At 67.2% G+C, this 19,038-nt stretch carries 16 protein-coding genes; 3 read left to right on the forward strand and 13 right to left on the reverse strand.

What is annotated here, in order from left to right:
- Positions 1-15: 15 nt before the first annotated feature.
- Genes JJJ16_RS05675 through JJJ16_RS05685 form a run of 3 tightly spaced genes read right to left on the reverse strand, consistent with a single transcriptional unit; the run spans position 16 to position 2,986 of the window.
- Positions 16-912, reverse strand: a complete 897-nt coding sequence (locus tag JJJ16_RS05675) for a type II secretion system F family protein (RefSeq protein WP_219751699.1) — start codon at positions 910-912, stop codon at positions 16-18.
- Complete coding sequence (locus JJJ16_RS05680) at positions 909-1,775, reverse strand: type II secretion system F family protein (protein WP_152905058.1); 867 nt, start codon at positions 1,773-1,775, stop codon at positions 909-911. Before JJJ16_RS05680 ends, JJJ16_RS05675 begins: the two co-directional genes overlap by 4 nt.
- On the reverse strand, positions 1,772-2,986 hold the full coding sequence (locus JJJ16_RS05685) for a CpaF family protein (RefSeq protein WP_219751700.1): 1,215 nt from the start codon (positions 2,984-2,986) through the stop codon (positions 1,772-1,774). The genes JJJ16_RS05680 and JJJ16_RS05685 overlap by 4 nt, the downstream gene beginning before the upstream one ends.
- Positions 2,987-3,129: 143 nt before the next feature.
- Between JJJ16_RS05685 and JJJ16_RS05690 the strand changes: the two genes are divergently transcribed.
- Positions 3,130-4,302 (forward strand): phosphotransferase, encoded by a 1,173-nt coding sequence (locus tag JJJ16_RS05690; RefSeq protein WP_219751701.1) that lies wholly within the window; start codon positions 3,130-3,132, stop codon positions 4,300-4,302.
- A 118-nt stretch (positions 4,303-4,420) separates the two neighbouring features.
- On the opposite strand, the gene JJJ16_RS05695 is transcribed toward JJJ16_RS05690, so the two are convergent.
- Genes JJJ16_RS05695 through rfbA form a run of 3 tightly spaced genes read right to left on the reverse strand, consistent with a single transcriptional unit; the run spans position 4,421 to position 6,438 of the window.
- Positions 4,421-4,813, reverse strand: a complete 393-nt coding sequence (locus JJJ16_RS05695) for a DUF2304 domain-containing protein (RefSeq protein ID WP_219751702.1) — start codon at positions 4,811-4,813, stop codon at positions 4,421-4,423.
- Positions 4,810-5,565, reverse strand: a complete 756-nt coding sequence (locus JJJ16_RS05700; protein WP_219751703.1) for a glycosyltransferase family 2 protein — start codon at positions 5,563-5,565, stop codon at positions 4,810-4,812. Before JJJ16_RS05700 ends, JJJ16_RS05695 begins: the two co-directional genes overlap by 4 nt.
- Positions 5,566-6,438, reverse strand: a complete 873-nt coding sequence (gene rfbA / locus JJJ16_RS05705) for a glucose-1-phosphate thymidylyltransferase RfbA (protein WP_219751704.1) — start codon at positions 6,436-6,438, stop codon at positions 5,566-5,568.
- A 195-nt stretch (positions 6,439-6,633) separates the two neighbouring features.
- Between rfbA and JJJ16_RS05710 the strand changes: the two genes are divergently transcribed.
- On the forward strand, positions 6,634-8,061 hold the full coding sequence (locus JJJ16_RS05710; protein ID WP_219751705.1) for a sugar nucleotide-binding protein: 1,428 nt from the start codon (positions 6,634-6,636) through the stop codon (positions 8,059-8,061).
- 599 nt (positions 8,062-8,660) lie between these two features.
- Here JJJ16_RS05710 and JJJ16_RS05715 read toward each other — a convergent pair.
- From JJJ16_RS05715 to JJJ16_RS05740, 6 genes are all read right to left on the reverse strand, one after another.
- Positions 8,661-9,149: an HD domain-containing protein gene (locus JJJ16_RS05715; RefSeq protein ID WP_225905005.1), complete on the reverse strand. Its 489-nt coding sequence runs from the start codon at positions 9,147-9,149 to the stop codon at positions 8,661-8,663.
- Positions 9,149-10,042 (reverse strand): NUDIX domain-containing protein, encoded by an 894-nt coding sequence (locus JJJ16_RS05720; protein ID WP_219751707.1) that lies wholly within the window; start codon positions 10,040-10,042, stop codon positions 9,149-9,151. Before JJJ16_RS05720 ends, JJJ16_RS05715 begins: the two co-directional genes overlap by 1 nt.
- Positions 10,039-11,319: a CorA family divalent cation transporter gene (locus JJJ16_RS05725; protein ID WP_225905006.1), complete on the reverse strand. Its 1,281-nt coding sequence runs from the start codon at positions 11,317-11,319 to the stop codon at positions 10,039-10,041. Before JJJ16_RS05725 ends, JJJ16_RS05720 begins: the two co-directional genes overlap by 4 nt.
- Before the next feature lie 210 nt (positions 11,320-11,529).
- Positions 11,530-13,590, reverse strand: a complete 2,061-nt coding sequence (locus tag JJJ16_RS05730) for an N-acetylmuramoyl-L-alanine amidase (protein WP_219751708.1) — start codon at positions 13,588-13,590, stop codon at positions 11,530-11,532.
- 248 nt (positions 13,591-13,838) lie between these two features.
- Positions 13,839-15,020 (reverse strand): glycosyltransferase, encoded by a 1,182-nt coding sequence (locus tag JJJ16_RS05735; RefSeq protein ID WP_219751709.1) that lies wholly within the window; start codon positions 15,018-15,020, stop codon positions 13,839-13,841.
- Positions 15,014-16,318: a nucleotide sugar dehydrogenase gene (locus tag JJJ16_RS05740; protein WP_219751710.1), complete on the reverse strand. Its 1,305-nt coding sequence runs from the start codon at positions 16,316-16,318 to the stop codon at positions 15,014-15,016. The genes JJJ16_RS05735 and JJJ16_RS05740 overlap by 7 nt, the downstream gene beginning before the upstream one ends.
- On the opposite strand from JJJ16_RS05740, the gene JJJ16_RS05745 reads away from it, so the two are divergent.
- Positions 16,311-17,510 carry a glycosyltransferase gene (locus JJJ16_RS05745; protein WP_219752003.1) on the forward strand — a complete coding sequence of 400 codons (1,200 nt, stop codon included), beginning with the start codon at positions 16,311-16,313 and terminating at the stop codon, positions 17,508-17,510. The genes JJJ16_RS05740 and JJJ16_RS05745 overlap by 8 nt on opposite strands.
- 155 nt (positions 17,511-17,665) lie before the next feature.
- On the opposite strand, the gene JJJ16_RS05750 is transcribed toward JJJ16_RS05745, so the two are convergent.
- A complete protein-coding gene (locus JJJ16_RS05750) occupies positions 17,666-18,949 on the reverse strand; it encodes a lipopolysaccharide biosynthesis protein (RefSeq protein ID WP_219751711.1) in 1,284 nt (427 codons plus the stop codon).
- Positions 18,950-19,038 lie beyond the last annotated feature (89 nt).

Consider the following 19,038-nt stretch of genomic DNA (forward strand, 5'->3'; position numbering starts at 1 on the left):
GACTGTTTCCTTCCTTCACGGGGTGAAATCCAGGGCGATGAGCCCCGGGTAGAGGGCGAACATGACGGTAACGGGCAGGATGAGGAAGACGACGGGCAGGAGCATCGCGATCTCGCGGCGCCCACCCTCTTCCATGAGGGCAGCGAGGGATCGTTCGCGCTGGTCCCGGGCCTGATCGTGCAGGACCGAGGCCAGGGGCGAACCGCGCTCGATCGCCGTGGTGAGCGTGCGGCTCAGGCGCGTGAGGGCCGGGGATTCGGTGCGCTCGACGAGGTCGGCGAGAGCGCGCACGGAGGGCGTGCCGTTGCGGATGTGCCCGGCTGTCAGCGACAGCTCTGCCCCGAGGGGGCCTCCCGCACAGCCGGCGACGCGCTCGATGGCGGCGGGGATCGACTCGCCTGCGGCCACCGCGAGCGCGAGGAGTTCCGAGCAGTCGGGCACGGCGGCATCAATCGCGCGCTGGCGGGCGTTTGCGCGCATGGTGAGGAAGCGGTCCATGCCGGCGACCCCGAGGAGGGTGCCGACGAGCGCGCAGGCGCACAGGGGAATGAGGGAGGCTCGCAGGGAGGAGGCGTGGCGCGCGGCGACGAGGGCACATGCGGCGACGAGGCCTACCACCCCTGCGACCGCCTGGCGCAGCCGGAAGAGGGACACGTCCGGGTTCATACCGGCCAGGGAGAGCCTGCGGGCTACGGATTCAGTGGTGGATCCGAGGGAATCAAGGGCTGAGGTGCTCACGCGGCGCGCCCACGCGGCAAGTATGGAGGTCGGGCGCTCCTGCACGCGGCCCTGCGCGACGCGGTCGACGAAGGAGGGGCGGCGTGCGAGGGCGGCGGCCAGGATGAGGACGAGGCCCGCGCCTGCGATAAGGGCGACGGCCAGGTCGAAGGCACGCATGATCCACGGGTTCATCGCACGCCCCCAAGGTTCCTCGGGTCGGTACTCAGTCGGCCCATGGCCTTCATGATCAGGTAGGCGATGACGCAGATACCGGCCCCGGAGCACAGGACGGCGACACCGCCCGACGAGTTCCACACGTGTGCGCTGGCCCCTCCTCCCGACAGGAGAAGTAGGACGACCCAGGGGGCCGCGAGGCCGAGACGAGCGGCGCCAACCGTCCAGGATTGACGCGCCTCGAGCTCTCCACGCACGCGCGCATCCTCGCGCAGGAGCGAGGCGAGGTCTTGAAGCAGGCGCGTCAGGTCCGCCCCGCCGACGGATCGGGCGATGCGCAGCGCCTCGACGATGCGGTCGGCGACAGGGTCGGCGACCGTCTCTTTCATCTTGTCCAGGGCGAGCTCGAAACGGCCGTTAGCACTGTAATCCCGCGAGAACGCTTCGAAGGCGAAGCGCACGGGGACGGGCCCCTCTTCGGCCAGGTCGCAGAGCACCTGGGGTAGCGCCGTGCCCGCACGCACGCCGGACACCATGGCGTCGATAACCTCGGGCCAGGCGGCCCGAACAGTCTTCGCGTGTGCACCCAGGCGCGAGACGACCCACGCGTAAGGCAGGAACGCAACGCCGACGGAGACGATAAGGGCGACGGGCCAGGCTCCCGTGGCAGCCAGGATGACGAGCGCGACGACGATTCCGACTCCGAGGCTCAGCGCGACCAGGCGCACGGCCGTCAATCCGGGGATGCGGGCGCGGGCCACGTCCTCGCGCAGGCGCTTCCACGGCCCCCACGGGCGCCACGCCGGGCGTGGAGTGAACCAGGGGGACACGGCCATCACGAGGCCGATGCCGAACACGAGCCCGCACACGATCGCGATCACGCCGGCCCCCAATCCAGAAGGGACGCGAGGTCGAAGCCGGCGGCGGCAAAACGATCGTGCAGGTCGAGGCCGCCCGTGCCTCGTGCACACCGGCACCCATCGAAGCGGAAGAGGGTAGCTGTCTCGATCCGATTTCCTTCGACGCGCCCCGGGACCGCCATGATCTCGGCGACGTGGCGCTGCCCGTCCACGCCGCGCTCGACGTGACACACGAGATCAATGGACGAGGCCAGGGTCGGGGTGACGAACCCCGTCGTCACATTCTCCCCCGCCAGGAGCGGCAGGATCGAGAGCTTGTCGAGGGCCTCGCGGGCCGAGTTCGCGTGCACGGTCGCCATGCCCGGCACGCCCGCGTTGAGGGCCACCAGCAGGTCGAGGGCTTCGGGGCCTCGGACCTCGCCGACGATCAGGTACTCGGGGCGCATACGCAAGGATTCGCGCACGAGGTCACGCAGCGTGATCTCACCCGTCCCCTCCGCGCCAGCCGGGCGCGTCTGCATCGCGACGTGGTCCCAGTTGGCCAGACCCAACTCGAAAACTTCCTCGCAGGAGATGACGCGGCGCGACCTGGGCAGCTCCCCCGCGAGCGCGCGCAGCAGCGTCGTCTTCCCCGCCTGCGTGCCTCCCGAGACGAGGACGGAGAGCCCCACAGAGACGGCGGCCGCCAAAAAATCACGCATCGGAGGGGCGAGCATGTCGACCGCGACCAGGTCGTCCAGGGTGCGGGCGCGCTGGATGTGCTTGCGGATGTTGACACTCCACGACGATCCCGTGACGGGAGGGATAACGACATGGAGACGCTCCCCGCCCGCGAGCATCGCATCCACGAAGGGGCTGGACAGATCGAGCCTGCGCCCGGAGTGGTGGAGCATGCGCTCGACGAGTGCACGCACGTCCTCGTCGGTGAGGATCAGACTGGTCAGCTCGGCGACACCCGAGCGGGCCACGAACACGCGCGACGCTGCGTTAATCCAGATTTCCTCGACCGAGGGATCATCCATGAGCGCCTGAAGCGGGCCGAGGCCGCAGATGTCGTCCATGAGGTCCGCTTCGACCTGCTCGCGGGCCGCGGGCAGCAGATCGGGCGCGTACCTGTCGATGGCGCGGTGAATGAGCAGACGCACGGATCGAGGATCTCGAGCCGCGTCGACTCCACCCGCGGCTAAATCCTCACGCACCCGTGCGGCGAGCGCGCGCGTCGTGGCTTCCATCGCTGCGCCTCCTTGCTACAGACCAAGCCAATGTGTTGAAAGTAACAGAGTTTTTCGGCAAGGAGCAAACCCACATTCGTTCAATCCTCCTCGCGCCCGCGCGGGGAGGAGCGCCCGGGCCCAGGCCGCGATACGTTAAGGCAATGACCTCCCGCAAGAGCCCCCTCGAACTGGCAGCCCTGGCCACCGCGGCCGTCCCCGGCATGCGCGTCACCGCCCTGCGCCCGCCCACCTACAGCGACGAGCTCTCCACCGTGACCGGCATCGAAGACGCCGCCGGACACCGCTGGATCGTCACCTGCCCCCACGAGGAGGTCTCCGGACCCGCACTCGAGGCGACCTCCGGCATCCTGGACCGGCTCGGCCAGGCACACGACCACGACTACATTCCCTTCGACGTGCCGCGCCTGGCGGGTCAGGTAAAGATCAGCGACGGCAGTACCGTCTACGTCCACCGCGACCCGGGTGGCACCGCCCCCACGGACGAGGACCTCGACACCGATCCCCTGCTGCCCGCATCCCTCGGACGCGCCCTCGCGGCCCTGCACAACCTCCCCGAGACCGTCTTCTCCTCGATCGGCCTGCCCAGCTACACGGCCATCGAGTGCCGCGACCGGAACCTCGCCCTCCTCGACGAGGCCGCCCGAGAAGTCGCCATCCCCGCCGCCCTGTGGAGCCGCTGGGAGGCAGCCCTCGAGGACGTCTCCCTGTGGCGCTTCCCCTCCGCGCCCATCCACGGCGACATCCAGGAGCGATGCCTGTCCGTCAAACGCGGCTCGCTCCTCGCCATCGGCGGCTGGACCAGCGCACACGTCGGCGACCCCGCCCTCGACATCGCATGGGTCCAGGCCACTGCATCCGACGCATTCCTCGACCGTTTCCGCGAGACCTACGGCCACGAGCGCCGCGCCACGGACCTCCACGTCTTCACGCGCGCCCAGCTCCTGTCCGAGATCGCGCTCGTGCGCTGGCTCGTGCACGGCCTGCATGCCGAAGACTCCTCCATCGTCGAAGAAGCCCGCTCAATGCTCGACGACCTGGCTAAGGACCTCGACGGCGAGCCCCTGCTGCCCTCGCACGCATCCGCGATGGGGGCGCGCATCTCCCTGACCCCCATCGAATCCCCCTCCGCCTCGCCGATCGAGGCCTCGGCACCAACCCCGAGCGCCTCGGAGGACGACGACTCCAACGAGCCCACCGTCCCCGTGTCACGCCCAGCCTCCGCGCTCAAGCGAAAGCTCGCCGAGGGCGAAGTCGACCCGGCCGCCCCCACCGAGCGCCTCAGCCTCGGCCCCGACGGCACGCTGCTGCGCTAACCGCGCCGCCCCGCACGCGGAACGACCACCCAGGGGCGCTCCCACGTCATCAACCGGGGCCCGTCAGGTTTCCACCTGACGGGCCCCGGCCTCGTTTATTGTCTTGAAAGCGCGCGCCTCAGCGGGACTGACCATCCCCCTGACGAGACGCCTCGAGAGCATCGACGCGGCGCTGCAAATCCTCCATTTGGAGGCGCAGAATCGCGGCCTCCTCAGTCAGGCGACGGCGATCCTCATCCGAACGCGACAGGTCCACCGAGAAACGCAGCGACAGCAGCAGCAGGACCACGCCGGCCAGGAAGAAGCCCAGGTTCAGCGGAACGACAACGCCCAGCTGGATCGCACTCCACTTCAGGATCGGCGGGAAGATGGACAGCAGCGCCGTAAAGAAAGCGATGCAGTACCACCACAGGCCGTAGCGTTCCTTCAGGCCCGAGTTACGCATCTTGACGAACACCATCACCAGGATGATGATCGCGAACACCAGTCCAAGCACGTACGTGGGGCTCATGCGTTCTCCTCCGGCGCCGGGGCGACCTTCTCACCGGGGCGCGACAGGGAGACCGCGAGGGCCATCGTCGCGCGCACCAGGAAGAGCGCCGATTTGATCGGGTTGTGGGAGGGCTCGCCGCCCGCGCGCGGGTGCATCTGCACGCCGACCTCGCGCACGACCAGGTGCGAGCGCGCCGCAATGACGAGCGCACCGATCGTGTCACCCAAGTACTCGGCCGGGTAGTTGTGCGCGAAGAGCGAGAGCGCACGGGGACCGTAGAGCTTGAAACCGCTGGTCGTATCGCTCAAATGAGTCTCACACACGCGCGAGAGGATGAACGAGAAGAGGTTCATCGCCCACTTGCGCGGGCCTCTCGCGTGGTAGTTGCCCTTACCCGCGAAACGCGAGCCGATGACGACGTCCGCGTGCTCGCTCGAGGCCGTCTCGATGAGCGTCTCGATCTCGCGCGGGTCGTGCTGACCGTCCGCGTCGAGCTGACACGCATACTCGTAGCCCATGCGCCGCGCGTACTGGAAGCCGGCGCGCATCGCGCCACCGACCCCCAGGTTGAGCGGCAGGTCGAGGACAGCCACGCCCGCGGCGCGCGCGATTTCGGCGGTCGCGTCCGTCGACCCGTCGGAGACGACGAGGATGTCCGCGAAGGAAGGCTTTTCAACCTTCACCATCTCGAGGACATCACCGAGCACCTCCTCCTCGTTCCACGCGGGGATCACGATGAGCAGGCGGGACTGAGCACTGGGACGGCTCACTCAGCGACCCTCTCGCTCAAGCAGCTCGAGCAGGTAGGCGCCGTAGCCGGACTTGACCAGGGGCTCGGCGCGCTGGCGCAGGCCCTCGTCGTCGATGAAGCCCATACGCCACGCGACCTCTTCGGGGGCGCCAATCTTCATGCCCTGGCGGGCCTCGACCGTACGCACGAAGGCGGTGGCGTCAGCGAGGGAGTCGAACGTTCCGGTGTCGAGCCACGCGGTGCCGCGCGGCAGGACCTCGACCTTGAGCTTGCCGGCCTCGAGGTAGGAGCGGTTCACGTCGGTGATCTCGTACTCACCACGCGCGCTCGGCTTGAGGTTGCGGGCAATCTCGACCACGTCGTTGTCGTAGAAGTACAGGCCGGGCACCGCGTAGTTCGACTTGGGGTGCTCGGGCTTTTCCTCGATGGACAGCGCGTTGAACTCCTCGTCGAATTCCACGACGCCGTACTCACGCGGGTTGGACACGTGGTAGGCGAAGACGGCACCGCCGTCGGGGTCGACGTGGCGGCGCAGCTGGGCACCCATGCCAGGGCCGTAGAAGATGTTGTCGCCCAGGACCAGGGCGGCGCTGTCGTTGCCCACGTGATCGGCGCCGAGCACGAAGGCCTGCGCGAGGCCGTTGGGCTCGTGCTGGACAGCGTAGGAGATGCTGACGCCGAGCTGGCTGCCGTCACCGAGCAGGCGGTGGAACGACGGAGCGTCGTGGGGGGTCGTGATGACGAGGACCTCAGAAATGCCCGCCAGCATGAGGGTCGACAGCGGGTAGTAGATCATCGGCTTGTCGTAGACGGGGACGAGCTGCTTCGATGTCCCCAGCGTAATCGGGTTGAGACGGGTGCCCGAGCCGCCCGCCAGGATGATGCCTTTCATGTTGCCTCCGCTTCCCGGCGCGTCCTCGTGTGGGTCGCGCGTCGTTGACAATTATCCCTATACAACAGTATTTTTCCACAACTTTGCCCCTCCGCGCGCCCATGGGGCGGCGCACACCGCCGCGGGGGTGCAGATCGGATAGTATTTACATGGAATGTTGCGTCCGCACAAAAACCACGCACGTAAGGAAGAACCATGGCGCCCACCGCTAAGCCCCTGGGGATTACGACCACGCCGATCCCCGGCTTTTTGCGCATTGATCTGACTGTTCACGGCGATAACCGAGGCTGGTTCAAGGAGAATTGGCAGCGCGAGAAGATGGTCGCGCTGGGCCTGCCGGATTTCCAGCCCGTGCAGAACAACATCTCGTTCAACGACGAGGTCGGGGTGACGCGAGGCATTCACGCGGAGCCGTGGGATAAGTTCGTGTCGGTCGCGACCGGCCGCGTGTTTGGCGCGTGGGTGGACCTGCGCGAGGGCCCATCCTTCGGCACCGTCTACACGACGATCATCGATCCGGGCGTCGCGGTGTTCGTCCCCAAGGGCGTGGGCAACTCCTACCAGACCCTGGAGCCGAACACGGCCTACACGTACCTGGTCAACGACCACTGGTCGCCGGATGCGCGCTACACCTTCCTGAACCTGGCTGACGAGACGGCCGCCGTGGATTGGCCGATCCCGCTCGAGCGCGCCATCCTGTCCGACAAGGACAAGGCTCACCCGCGCATGGCGGATGTGACTCCCTTCCCTGCCCCGGCTCCCGTGGGTCGCCGCGCGCTCGTGACGGGCGCGAACGGCCAGCTGGGCCGCGAGCTCATGCGCGCACTGCCCGAGGCCGGCTTCACGGTGACGGGCGTGGACCTGCCCGAGGTGTCGATTTCCGACGCCGAGCAGGTGGCCGCTCTGCCGTGGGACGACATCGACGTGGTGATCAACGCGGCCGCGTGGACGAACGTGGACGGCGCTGAGACGCCCGAGGGTCGCCGCGCGACCTGGCAGGCAAACTCGACAGGCCCGGCGATCCTGGCGCGCGAGGCGACGGCTCACGGCGCGACGATGGTTCACATCTCGACGGAGTACGTCTTCGATGGCACGCAGGACGTGCACCTCGAGGACGAGGCCCCCTCTCCCCTGGGCGCGTACGGCCAGTCGAAGGCGGGCGGCGACGCCGCTGTTGCCTCGACGCCGAAGCACTACATCGTGCGCACCTCCTGGGTTGTGGGCGATGGCAAGAACTTCCTGAAGACCATGGCGTCCCTGGCGGATCAGGGCACCTCCCCCTCGGTCGTGTCCGACCAGGTGGGTCGCCTGACCTTCACCTCCGACCTGGCCAAGGGCATCATTCACCTGCTGACCAGCGACGCCCCGTTTGGCACCTACAACCTGTCGGGCGAGGGACCGATCATGAGCTGGGCGCAGATCGCCAAGCGCGTGTTCGAGCTGTGCGGCCGCGATCCGGAAGACGTCACCGAGGTGACGACGGAGGAGTACTTCGCGGGCCGCGAGGTGGCTCCGCGCCCCCTGTCCTCCGTCCTGGACCTGACGAAGATCAAGGCCACGGGCTTCACCCCCGAGGATTCCTCGCAGCGCATCGACTCCTACGTCGCTTCTCTGCGCGGCTGACCTCTACACGTACGAGGGCCCCGGACGCTTCTGAAAAGCGCCCGGGGCCTCGCTTTACGCCTGGTCACTCATGGAAGGTGCGCTCATCGTCGCGCACGTTCGACTCCGCGCTGCTCTCGCGTGTCACTACCCTCCAGCGGAGGGCGGTTCTGGATAGGAAACACTGTTGTGGATAGGAAACGACGTTCTGGATAGGAAAATAAGCTATCCAGAACGCAATAACCTATCCAGATGCGCATAACCTATCCAGATGCGCACGCCCTATCCGGGCGCACATGACCGAGGGCAGCTGTGGGTGCTCAAGCACCGGAGCACAGCATCACTGGAGCCCCACACCACCGGGACACCCCAGAGCACCGCTACACATCCCCACCAATTCCGCACGTAATTTCCCGGCGGCTCTTTCAACTTTTGAAACCGCAACGTTGATATTCCAACGTTATCTTGACACCGTAAAACAAACCTCATGGGAATTACGTGCGAGATGAAAGGGGGAGGCAAGCCAGCGATGACGGCGCATTCCCACCCGAGAGGCCCCGGCCTCGTCGAAAGGGATGAAAAACCCTGAGATGCCTGGAGAAGCTAGCCCCTTGAGAGGCCTACACGAGCTGGCTGAGGATCTCCTGCGAACCGTCGATCTCCTTCACCTGCGCGACGAGCACGTCTGCGAGCTTCTTCGCCGCCACGTACTGCGTTGATTCGACGCCGTAGCGACTCGCGATGTCCGTCAGGCGCGCAGGGATGGTCGTGGCGCTGCCATCCTTCGATGTCAACATGTCCGCCAGGTTAAGCACCAGGAGCTCATCCGACTGGTAGTCGCTGTCGGGGTCGCCGTGATGGAAGATCTCCGCCCAGTAGGTGAACCCCAGGGAGCGCAGCAGATCGCCTCCGAGTTCCTCGTGCTCGGACTGTTCCTGAGCGAATTGATAGCCGACATCATGCAGGTAGCCCATCACGAACATCTCGCGGCACTTGGCGTCCGACCAGCCAAACAGGGTCCGCCCCAGCTCGGAGGCCTTCATCCCCACGCCGCGGCAGTGACGCAGCCGGTTCTCGTCCATGCCGATTGCCGGCGTCGAGTCATTCATCATGCGATCCTTTGCGTGCCGTTGGCCAGATACCGCAGGAGATCTTCGAGCCTGCGACGCTGAGAGTCCGCGAGGCGCAGATCGAGGAGCTTCTCCTTCGGCACCCACTGAAAACCAGTGGATTCAGAGTCGAGGGACACCTCGTGGCCCTCAGACACCCCGTGAAAGACGACGGTGAACTCCTGGCGCACTTCCCCGTCGGAGTATGCGATGCGCACGTCCGGGTCCGTGTAGGTGCCGACGATCCCGGTTACCCGCACGTCGAGGCCGGTCTCCTCCTTGAGCTCGCGGACCGCGCACTCGGCGAGGCTTTCGCCGAATTCGAGGGTGCCGCCCGGGAGCGTCCAATTCCCGCTATCTCGGCGCTGGAGCATGAGGATGTGGCCCTCGCGCTCGATGGCGACCGCTGCTGCGGGGACGATCGAGTTGGCGGCCGGCGCATCGGGAGCGTGGGAGTAGTCCACGCGCGTCGTCGTCAGGGCCGAGGCCAGCCAGGCCTCGACATCCGGGCCGGGGGTGACGACGTTCTTGTCGTTGGTGGAGGGAACTTTGATGAAGAGGATCTGCGTCCCCCGCTTCGAGCGCTGCGCGTATGTCGTCCCGGGTTCGATGACGTAGAAATCGCCCGCACGGAACTCATGCTCCTCGCCGGTGTCCGTGTCCAGGTACTGCGTCCACCCGGACAGCATGTACTGGTACTCGGTGGCCTGCGTATGAAAGTGCGGCTGCTCGCACGCATCGTCGGAATAGGACGTAATCCCGATTTCAAGATCGTTCGTGTCGTAGTGCGCGACCTCCTGTGGCCGAGAGAGGTTGCCCGCCAGGTACTGGCGCGACACGTGCTCCAGCGCCTGCCGAATCTCGCCTGACGTGATGGTGGAGAACATCGTCATCGCCTCCTTGGGGCCTTGTGTCGACTCTTCCTCAGCTGACGTCTCAAGACAACGAGAACGCCGATCGCGACGACCACGCTCGCCAGGCACAGGGCAAGCACGAACCAGAGCGAGGGAAGAGTTTCGCCCTGGTTGAGTCCAATGATGGACATCGAGAAGAAAGAGATGATGAGCGTCGGGACGAAAAAGACTGCGGACGCGAAGGTAAGGAACGTGTTTGTTCGTTCTGCGGCCTCAGCGTTTTCCTGGTTCGCAACGGCCTGGACGGACTGAGCGGTGTTCGCAAGCAGGCCGGACGCCCGCTCGAGCAGCCGTCGGTATTCTTCGATCGTCGCCTTGAGTTCGGCGACCTTGCGCGTTGCGAGGCCCTGCAGGGCCTCGTTTCCGGTCACGAGTTCGTTGACCTTGGAACGGCGTTCGAGGTTCCTGGACACGAGGAACGCCGTGGTCACGAACTGCGAGAGCACGCCGATTTCTCGCTGCGCCCGCCCGAGGCGCTGCGCGGCTTCCTCCGAGTCGTCGCTGATCATGATCTGGAAGGGTTCGTTCTCCCAGAATTCGAACTCAATCCGCCAGTTCTCGAGGTTGTATTGCTCGTACTTGATGGGGATCGAGAACGCCTCAACGATGTTGCCCACGTCCGACGGCTCGGTGAAGTATGCCTGCCCGCGGTTCAGCCAGATGCCGTTGTGCGGCCAGCGAAGGTTGTCGAGCTGTTCTGGCGAGACCGGCTGATAGATCGAGACGGTGCCGTTGCCCATATCGAAAATCCGGCACCAGCGGTGGAGTGCACGAAGCGGCTCGGAAGTATCACCGGAACGGGCCGGCAGGTTCTGGGTCAGCAGATCGACGTACCTGATCCTCGTGTCGGCGTCGATCTGCAGGGGCACGTTCGTTTTGTTCGCAGACACCCGCTGGATCATCTCCGGCATGGAAGCCATCAGCGCGCGAGCGACGGTCGATGCCATGAGCTTTTCAAGGAGCGAGGAGATCTCGCCGTCGTGTGCGCCGTCGAGCGACACCTCGAGCTCGTACCTGTCGATGTCGTTCCACGGATTCTCGCAATGGGTTTGCGCTCCGATGGGGCAGTACCGGTAGCTCTCGCCATCGTCCAGCGGGGGCAGAACGATCGGATTCTCGAATTCCATGGCCCGGCGATGCCAGCCAGACAGAATCACCGCCTGCGTCCCGTCTGTGTACTGGCACTTCAGCAGGAAGCTCGGGCCCGCGTCCCAGAGCTGAGGATCAGACGCGTACGTCTCGCTGTAGGAGCTCATCGCCCGGGCACCTCCATTCACAGTCGTTGACACGTAGTAGTCCGCAGCCATGCGGCCCGAGGCCGTGGGGACACACCGCTCTTTGAGATTGTAGTCGGTCGCGCAGATGCCGCACCGGAGGGCACCATATGTGCGCGCCGCAGATAAACGAGGCCGGGGCCAGCCACGCTGAATCGCGCAGCCGGCCCCGGCCTCGTCACGGAAGAACTCTCAGAAGTACGCCTTCATCATGGACACCAGGTCATAGCCATAGTTCTTGGCAGCGGCCCAGCCGGTGCGGTTGGGGTTCTCCTGGATGCCCAGGTACTCGACCACCGGGGCCGCACCCTTACGCACGTAGGTAAAGCGCGGGTCGACGACCGTGTTTGCGAGCGACGCCGTGGTCACCGAGGAGTCCGCGTAGGCGCGCAGGTGCTGGACCTGCGCGCGGATGCCCGTGCGAACGTCCGAGAAGGAGGCGCCCTTCGCGCCGCCGCCGACCGCGCCAATGCCGGAGAAGTTGTACTGGCTGACGGTCACGTCGCCGCCGAATCGCAGCCAGCCCGTCTCCTTCATCGCCTGGACGAAGACCAGCTCGGGGGACACACCCTCGGCCACGGCCTCGTCGTAGACGATGGACGCGAAGTCGCGGATCGTCGGCGCACCGCCAGCGGCCAGGGCGCTCGGGTAGCTGTAGCCGGCCTGATCCCAGGCGTCTTCCATCGCGTCGATAATCTCCGCGCGCGAGGCGGTAGGCGCACTCATGATGAGGCGCTGACCGGACGCGTTCGTGACGGAGGCGCTGCGCGAGGCGCTGCGGGAGGCCGCCGGAGCCTCGCTGCCGTCCGCGTAGCCGAGCCACGCGCCGGAGGAAGCGAAGTTCGATGCGCGGCCCTCAACGGTGACCGTGCCCGTCGCCATGGCGCCCGAGTTCGGGTCCAGCCAGTACCAGGCGCCATCCAGGAGCCAGCCGGTGCTCATCGCGCCGGAGGAGTTCAGGTGGTACCAGGTGTCGCCCACCTTGGTCCAGCCGGTCATCATGGCGCCCTCACCATCCAGGTAGTACCACTTGCCGGCGTCGAGGAGCCAGCCGGTGACCATCTGGCCGCTGGATCGCATGTAGTACCAGCGGTTGTCATCCTCAGTCAGCTGCCAGCCGGTGAGCATGCGCGCGTCGTCCTCGAAGAGGTACCAGGCGCCATCAACGTTGGTCCAGCCAGTCGCGGCCGCACCGTTGGCGCGGAGCCAGTACCAATTGTTGCCATCCTTGAGCCAGCCGGTGACCATGACGCCGTCGGCGTTCATGTAGTACCAGGAGCCGGCGACCTTCACCCAGCCGGTGGCCATGTCGCCGTCAGGACGCAGGTAGTACCACTTGCCGTCTTCCTTCTTCCAGCCCGTCACCATGGCGGTGGAGTCGTCGAAGAAGTAGCGGCGTCCGTTGATGGTGGACCATCCGCGGATCGTCTGCTTGTTGGAGCCAGCCCAGTACCAGCGGCCACCGGCGGAGAACCAGCCGGTCTTGGCCGCGCCGTTGGAGATGAAGCTCCAGGAATCTCCGGTGGCGCGCCACGTGCCCTTGCTCAGGCCGTAGGCCTCGGCGATACCGGTCGCGTCAGCAACGCCAAGAGAGCGAACGAAATTCTCGTCGCGCAGGAGGGCTGCGTCGGATGCGGAGGTCACGAAGGCATGCTCGACGATGACGCCGGTCATGTTCTCTTCGCGCGACTGGCGGATGATGGCGTAGTAGTCACCGGTCGAGCCATCCGGGTAGTCGTAGTAGGGGTTGTCGCGCGTCTTGATGCCGCGGTCAGCCAGACCAAGGCCGGTGAGCTGCTTTTGGATAGCGTTGGACAGGGTGCGCCCCTGCGTGTGGGTGCCGTAGTTGTACGAGGAGGAATTCGGGTACCAGACCTCGGCACCCTTCGCGATGGGCGCGCCCGAGTTGAAATGGATGGAGACGAGGGCGTCCGCATCCGCGGCTGCGGCCATCTCAACGCGGCTGGACAGGTCGGCGCTGGTGTTTTCCGAGGGACGGGTGTCCGTCGTGCGAGTCATGACGACGCGCACACCGTCGTAGCTTTCCAGTTCTTCCTTCAGGGCCAGGGAGACCGCGAGGGTCAGGTCCTTCTCACGCAGGCCGTTTGCGACCGCGCCGGGGTCGGAGCCGCCGTGCCCGGGGTCGATGGCAATCGTGATACCTGCTGCGTGCGCGGGCGGCACGAGGGCCGCTGCGGCTGCGCCGAGGGCCAGGGTGAGCCCGGCGACGATGGTCCTCCACGAGGAGCGCATAGTGATCCTTCATGTTGCTGATGTGACAGTCGTGATTGTAGATGCTTATGTTGTAACTGTAAACATGAGAATAGTTACACGCACAAATTGATACGAACTGAAGTCATAGCTTTTCGCATGTGAGAAGAGGCCGGGGCCCCTCCACCAATGCTCAATCACATCGGGACGCACCGACGCGCCATCGAAAGCACTCATGGCCAGGAATAACGCCACTCAGCGCTTCAGCCCGAGGGAGAAAAACCGAAGGCCTACGCGAGCGCCGACCGAACCACCGCGGCCGCAGCGCGCGATGAGGCCTCGACTGACCGATGCGCGCTCACCCAGGCGCGCGCACCCTCAGCGCCCACCCAGGCGGCAGTGCCCGACGCGAGGCCAACCATGGCCTCGGCGACCTCATCGACGTCGAGGTTGCACGCGACCCCGAGCTCACCCTCCGCGACGTCGCTGGCTGCCTGGCCCGGACCCGCGTAAATGACGGGAGTGCCCTGCGCGAGGGAGGCGAGGATCTTCGTCGGGTAGGCGTAGTCGTATCCGCCCGGTCGCAGCGAGGCGAGGGTAGCGGTGGCTCGCGCCATCCACCGGTCCGCCTCATCGGCACTGACGGCAGGGATCATGTCGACGCCGGCCACGCCTCGCGAGCGCTCGGCGAGGGCTTCCCATCCACTCCCCTGCCCCACGAACACGAGGCGCGCGTCCCCGAGCCGCGCTCGTACGCGCTCGAATGCGTCGACGAATACCTCGGGGGCCAGCCACTGGGCGACCGTGCCCGCGTAGACGAAGACCGGGCCGTCGCAGGTGGGGAATCCTTCCGGGGTGCCGGTGACCACGGCGTCGGGCACGCGCACGCCGTTGGGGACGACCGCAACATCGCGCGCACCCAGATCGCGCGCACGACGCGCGACGCCATCTGAGACAGCGATGACGCGGCGGGCACCGCACAGCGCGAAAGACTCCAGCCCTGCGACCGTGCGCACGACGATGCTGGGCACGCCCGCGAGCGCGGCGGCGTCCGAGACAATGTCGGCACAGTAGTAGACGTAGGGGACGCGGCGCACCGCGCATGCAATGCGGACGGCGGCTCCGGTCGTGGGCGGAGGCTCGGAGACAACCACGTCGGGGCGCGGACCGGTGAGCAGCCGGGCGACGAGGGGAACATCGAAGGACATGTAGGACACGTATCCGCGAACCGCTCCCGTACGGTCACGCAGGACGGGGGCACGTCGCACCTCGACGAGGCCGCATCCCTCCCCCGGCTCGCTGCCGCCGTCTACGCCTTGACGGGCATCGCGAGCGACGGAGGGAGCCAGGCGCGAGGTGAGGACCCGGACCCTGTCTCCGCCTGCGGCGAGCGCGCGGGCGAGCGCCCCGAGGCGCAGCGCGGCGGCCGTAGGCTCGGGTGTAAAGGTGCGGGTCGCCAGAGTGACTAGCATGCGGGGGCGCTTCCCCCGCCGATCGTGATGCGCGGGGTGCCGGCCCAGGCCTCGGGCGAGGTGATGGCGCGGCCGTCGACGAGGAGGCGCACGCCGGACAGGTCGGCGGGGACCAGGTCCCGGTAGGCGGCGTGGTCGGCCTGGACGATGGCGACGTCCACCGGCTCGCCAAGGTGGTAGGCGTCCCACCCGAAGGCTGCCAGCTCCTCATCGGAATACAACGGATCGTGCACGCTCACCTGCGCCCCGGCCTCGCGCAGCGCGTCGACGACGCCAAAGACTCCGGAGAACGCGGTTTCCTTGACCCCACCGCGATAGGCGGCACCCAGGACCACGACGCGCAGCCCCTCAAGGGAACCGAGCAGAGCGGCGGCGCGGGAGACCGCGTAGGCGGGCATGCCAGCGTTCGCGGCGCGGGCCGCGGACACGACGGTCGCCTCCGGGTCGCCGGCCAGGTAGAGGCGCGGATAGACGGGGATGCAGTGGCCGCCGACCGCGATGCCGGGCTGGTGGATGTGGGAGTAGGGCTGGGAGTTGCAGGCCTCGATCACACGTGCGACATCGATGCCGACCGCGTCCGCGTAGCGCGCGAACTGGTTGGCCAGGCCGATGTTGACGTCCCGGTACGTAGTCTCGGCGAGCTTGGCCATTTCGGCGGCCTCGGCCCCGCCCATCGGCCACACGCCGTTGGGGCGCGGCAGGTCGTCGCGCTGATCAAAGGCGAGGACAGCCTCATAAAAGCGAACGCCGCGCGCCTCGCCGGATTCGCTGAGGCCCCCCACGAGCTTCGGGTAGCGCGCCAGGTCGGCGAAAACCCGGCCAGTGAGGACGCGCTCAGGCGAGAACACGACATCGAAGTCGCGGCCCTCGAACAGGCCGGAGACCTCCTCGATGAGGGGCTTGTAGCGGCCGCGCGTCGTACCCACGGGCAGGGTGGTCTCGTAGGAGACGAGGGTACCGGGCGTCAGGTGGGCGGCCATCGAGCGGGTCGCGGCGTCCATGACGCGGAAGTCGGGGCGGCTCTCATCATCGACGACGAGGGGCACGACCATGACGACCGCGTCGGCGCCGGAGATCGCCTCGGCGTACTCGGTCGTGGCGCGAAGGGCGCCGGAGGAAGCAAGCGGGGCCAGGTACTCGGCCAGGTGCGCCTCGCCCGGGAAGGGTTCAACCCCCTCGTTAATTAGGGCGACCACGCGGGGGTTCACGTCCACGCCAACGACGGTGTGCCCGCCGCGCGCGTAGTGCACCGCCAGCGGCAAACCAATCTTGCCCATGCCGACGACCGCGATGCGCATGCGGCTCCCCTTTCCGTCTCCGGCCTCGTTGTTCCCCTCCAGTGTAGTGCCCCGCCCCACCTACAATGGGAGCGTGGATCGCGCGCTCAATCTCCTGCTCTACCCGTCGAACCTGGCCTCGCCCGGTCGGCTGGTGAAGATCGCGCGCTCGTTGTCCCCGCTTTTCTCCCGCACGCACGTCGTCGGGATTGATCAGGGCGAGCTCCCCACGGACGAGGCCGTGGCCCCCACCGTGCACCTCACGAGGATTCAGGGCGCGTCCCTGGGTGCGCCCTTGGGCGGGGTGAGGGTCGTCGGGGCGTGGGGGGCACGCGTGTACCGGCGGTTCGCGAGGCAGCGCGTCGCGGCTGTCTCGGCGCAGAACCTATTCCTGCTGCCCCTCGCGCACGCGTTGGCGCGGCGCACGGGCGCGGTGTTCGCCTACAACGCGCACGAGCTGGAGACGGAGACGGTGGGGTCGGCGGGGCTACGTCAGCGCCTCCAGCGCGTCATCGAGCGCCGCTATATCCGCCGCGCGGACGTGGTGTCCGTGGTCAACGAGTCGATCGCGCAGTGGTACCGCGAGGCATATCCGGGCGTCGATCCGGTCGTCGTAACAAACGCGCCGACTGGCGCGGAGGGCGTCATCGACCTGCGTGCGCAACTGGGGATCCCCGAGGACGCTCTCCTGTACCTGCATTCGGGCTACCTGGCGCCGGGGCGCAACATTCCGTTGATTTTGCGCGCTTTTGAGAAGGCACAGAACGCGCACGTCGCCTTCGTCGGCGCGGGTGCCCTACTGCCCGAGGTCGAGCGTGCGGCTGCGAGCCACCCGAACATCCACCGCCTGCCTCCCGTGGACCCGGACCAGGTTCTGGCCATGACACGTGGGGCTGACGTGGCGCTGTGCCTCATCGAGTCCGGGTGCCTGTCGCACCGCATGTCCACGCCCAACAAGATGATGGAGGCCTTCGCGGCCGGGGTGCCCGCACTGTGTTCCCCCCTGTCCGAGGCCCGCCGATACCTGGGAGATCAGGCCGACACGTGGGTGCTGGAAGATCCGGAGCGCGAGCTCGTCGGTGCCCTGGAGCGCATCACGCGAGAGGACATCGCGGCTTTCACGGCTCCCGCGATCCCCACCTGGGAGGAGGGGGCCGCCCGCCTGCGTGAGGCCTACGAGCGAGCCCTCGCCACGCGAGCAACACATCAATAGTTCCCCCAAAATCTCGCACGTAATTTGGGTTCACTCACTTTTCTTAGTGCCGCTAAAAACTGCGAAATATCAAGACTTTTGACCTTGCGCATAAACGGACCACATGGGAATTACGTGCGACTTTTGGGGAGGGACCATCACGCGGTCGCCCACGTCTACGCCGCCGTCGGGCGCGCGCCGTCACCCCGGTCGTAGGCACGGGCCGTCAGGACAGCCATCGCCAACATACCCACCAGCAGCGCAGCCATGAGGACGCCCAGCACCGCGACCGTGATCTCCACTCCGTAGGGGCTGCACGCGAGCCACGCCAGCGGCGCCGCGCAGTACACGCACGCGAAGGCCAGCATGCGCCGCTGGTGGTAGGTCGCGACGAAGACGTTCGACAGCGGAGAGGTCGCGACCGTGAGAGCCAGCCAGGGCGCCAGGGATCGAGCGAAGTGCCCAGCTGCCTCCCAGCGCGCCCCGAACACGAGGGGGAAGAGCGCCGGGCTCACCCACGCGAGCAGGGCGAAAACGGGGATCGAGCAGGCCAGGGCGATGCCGCCCACGCGCACAACGACGCGGGTCATCTCACCGGGAGGGGTGTCCGACAGGCGCGGCAGGTACACCTGCGACAGCGCCCCAGCGATGAGGGCGACCGGGGCCTGCAGGGCCAGCCACGCCAAGTTGAATTGGCCGAGCGAGGCCACGGAATACGTCGCGATGAGCATCGGGATCGCGCTCGTGCGCAGCGCGTCGACGACGACGTTGGGCACGCCCACGAGGGCCATCTTGCGGTAGCGCATGGCCACCTCGCGCAGGGTCGGATCAGTGTCCTGACGTTCGCGGGCGTCGCGGGCGCGCCACGACAGGTAGGCGACGGCGAGCCCCTGGCCCGCGATTGTCGCCCCAATCGCCGCACCCAAGCCGCCACCAGCCAGGAAACCGCACACCAGCTGCAGCGCCGCGATCCCGAGGGCACGCACCACGGAGGAGCTCGCGATCGCCTGGAATCGCCGGTGGCGGGTCAGCCAGTAGGAGCACACCTGCCCCTGCGCCAGGAAGAGGACGGACACGCCGACGGCAAGCATCCAGCCCGCGAGCGGGCTTCCGTAGCGCGCACTCACCCACGGCCATGCGGCGGCCGCAATCAGGGTGGCCAGAGCGGAGGCAACCAGCACGCAGCGCGAGGCGAGGCGGGCCAGGGAGCGGGCCGAGGCCTCGTCCCCCGGAGCGGGCAGGACGATGCTGAGGTCGAAGCGAGCACCAGCGACGGCGGCGCCGAGCGCGGCCGCGGAGGTAAAGATTCCCAGGTAGCCCAGGTCCGTGTCCGTGTAGAGGCGGGCGATGCCGATCTGGGCGACGAAGGCGATGACCTGGGCGAGGAGGGTGCCGCCAAGGAGGGTGAACACCTGCGCGAGGACGCCCGAGCGGGCGGGGCGGGCAGGTGCGTTCGTCATGACCTCATTTAATCACCTGGGGCGCGCGGCTTGCCCCTAGGATGGTGGCATGCCCGCTCACCGATCCACACCCACCCTCGGGTGGAACT

Origin of the sequence: Schaalia sp. ORNL0103, assembly GCF_019429565.1 — a bacterium.
GTDB lineage: Bacteria > Actinomycetota > Actinomycetes > Actinomycetales > Actinomycetaceae > Pauljensenia.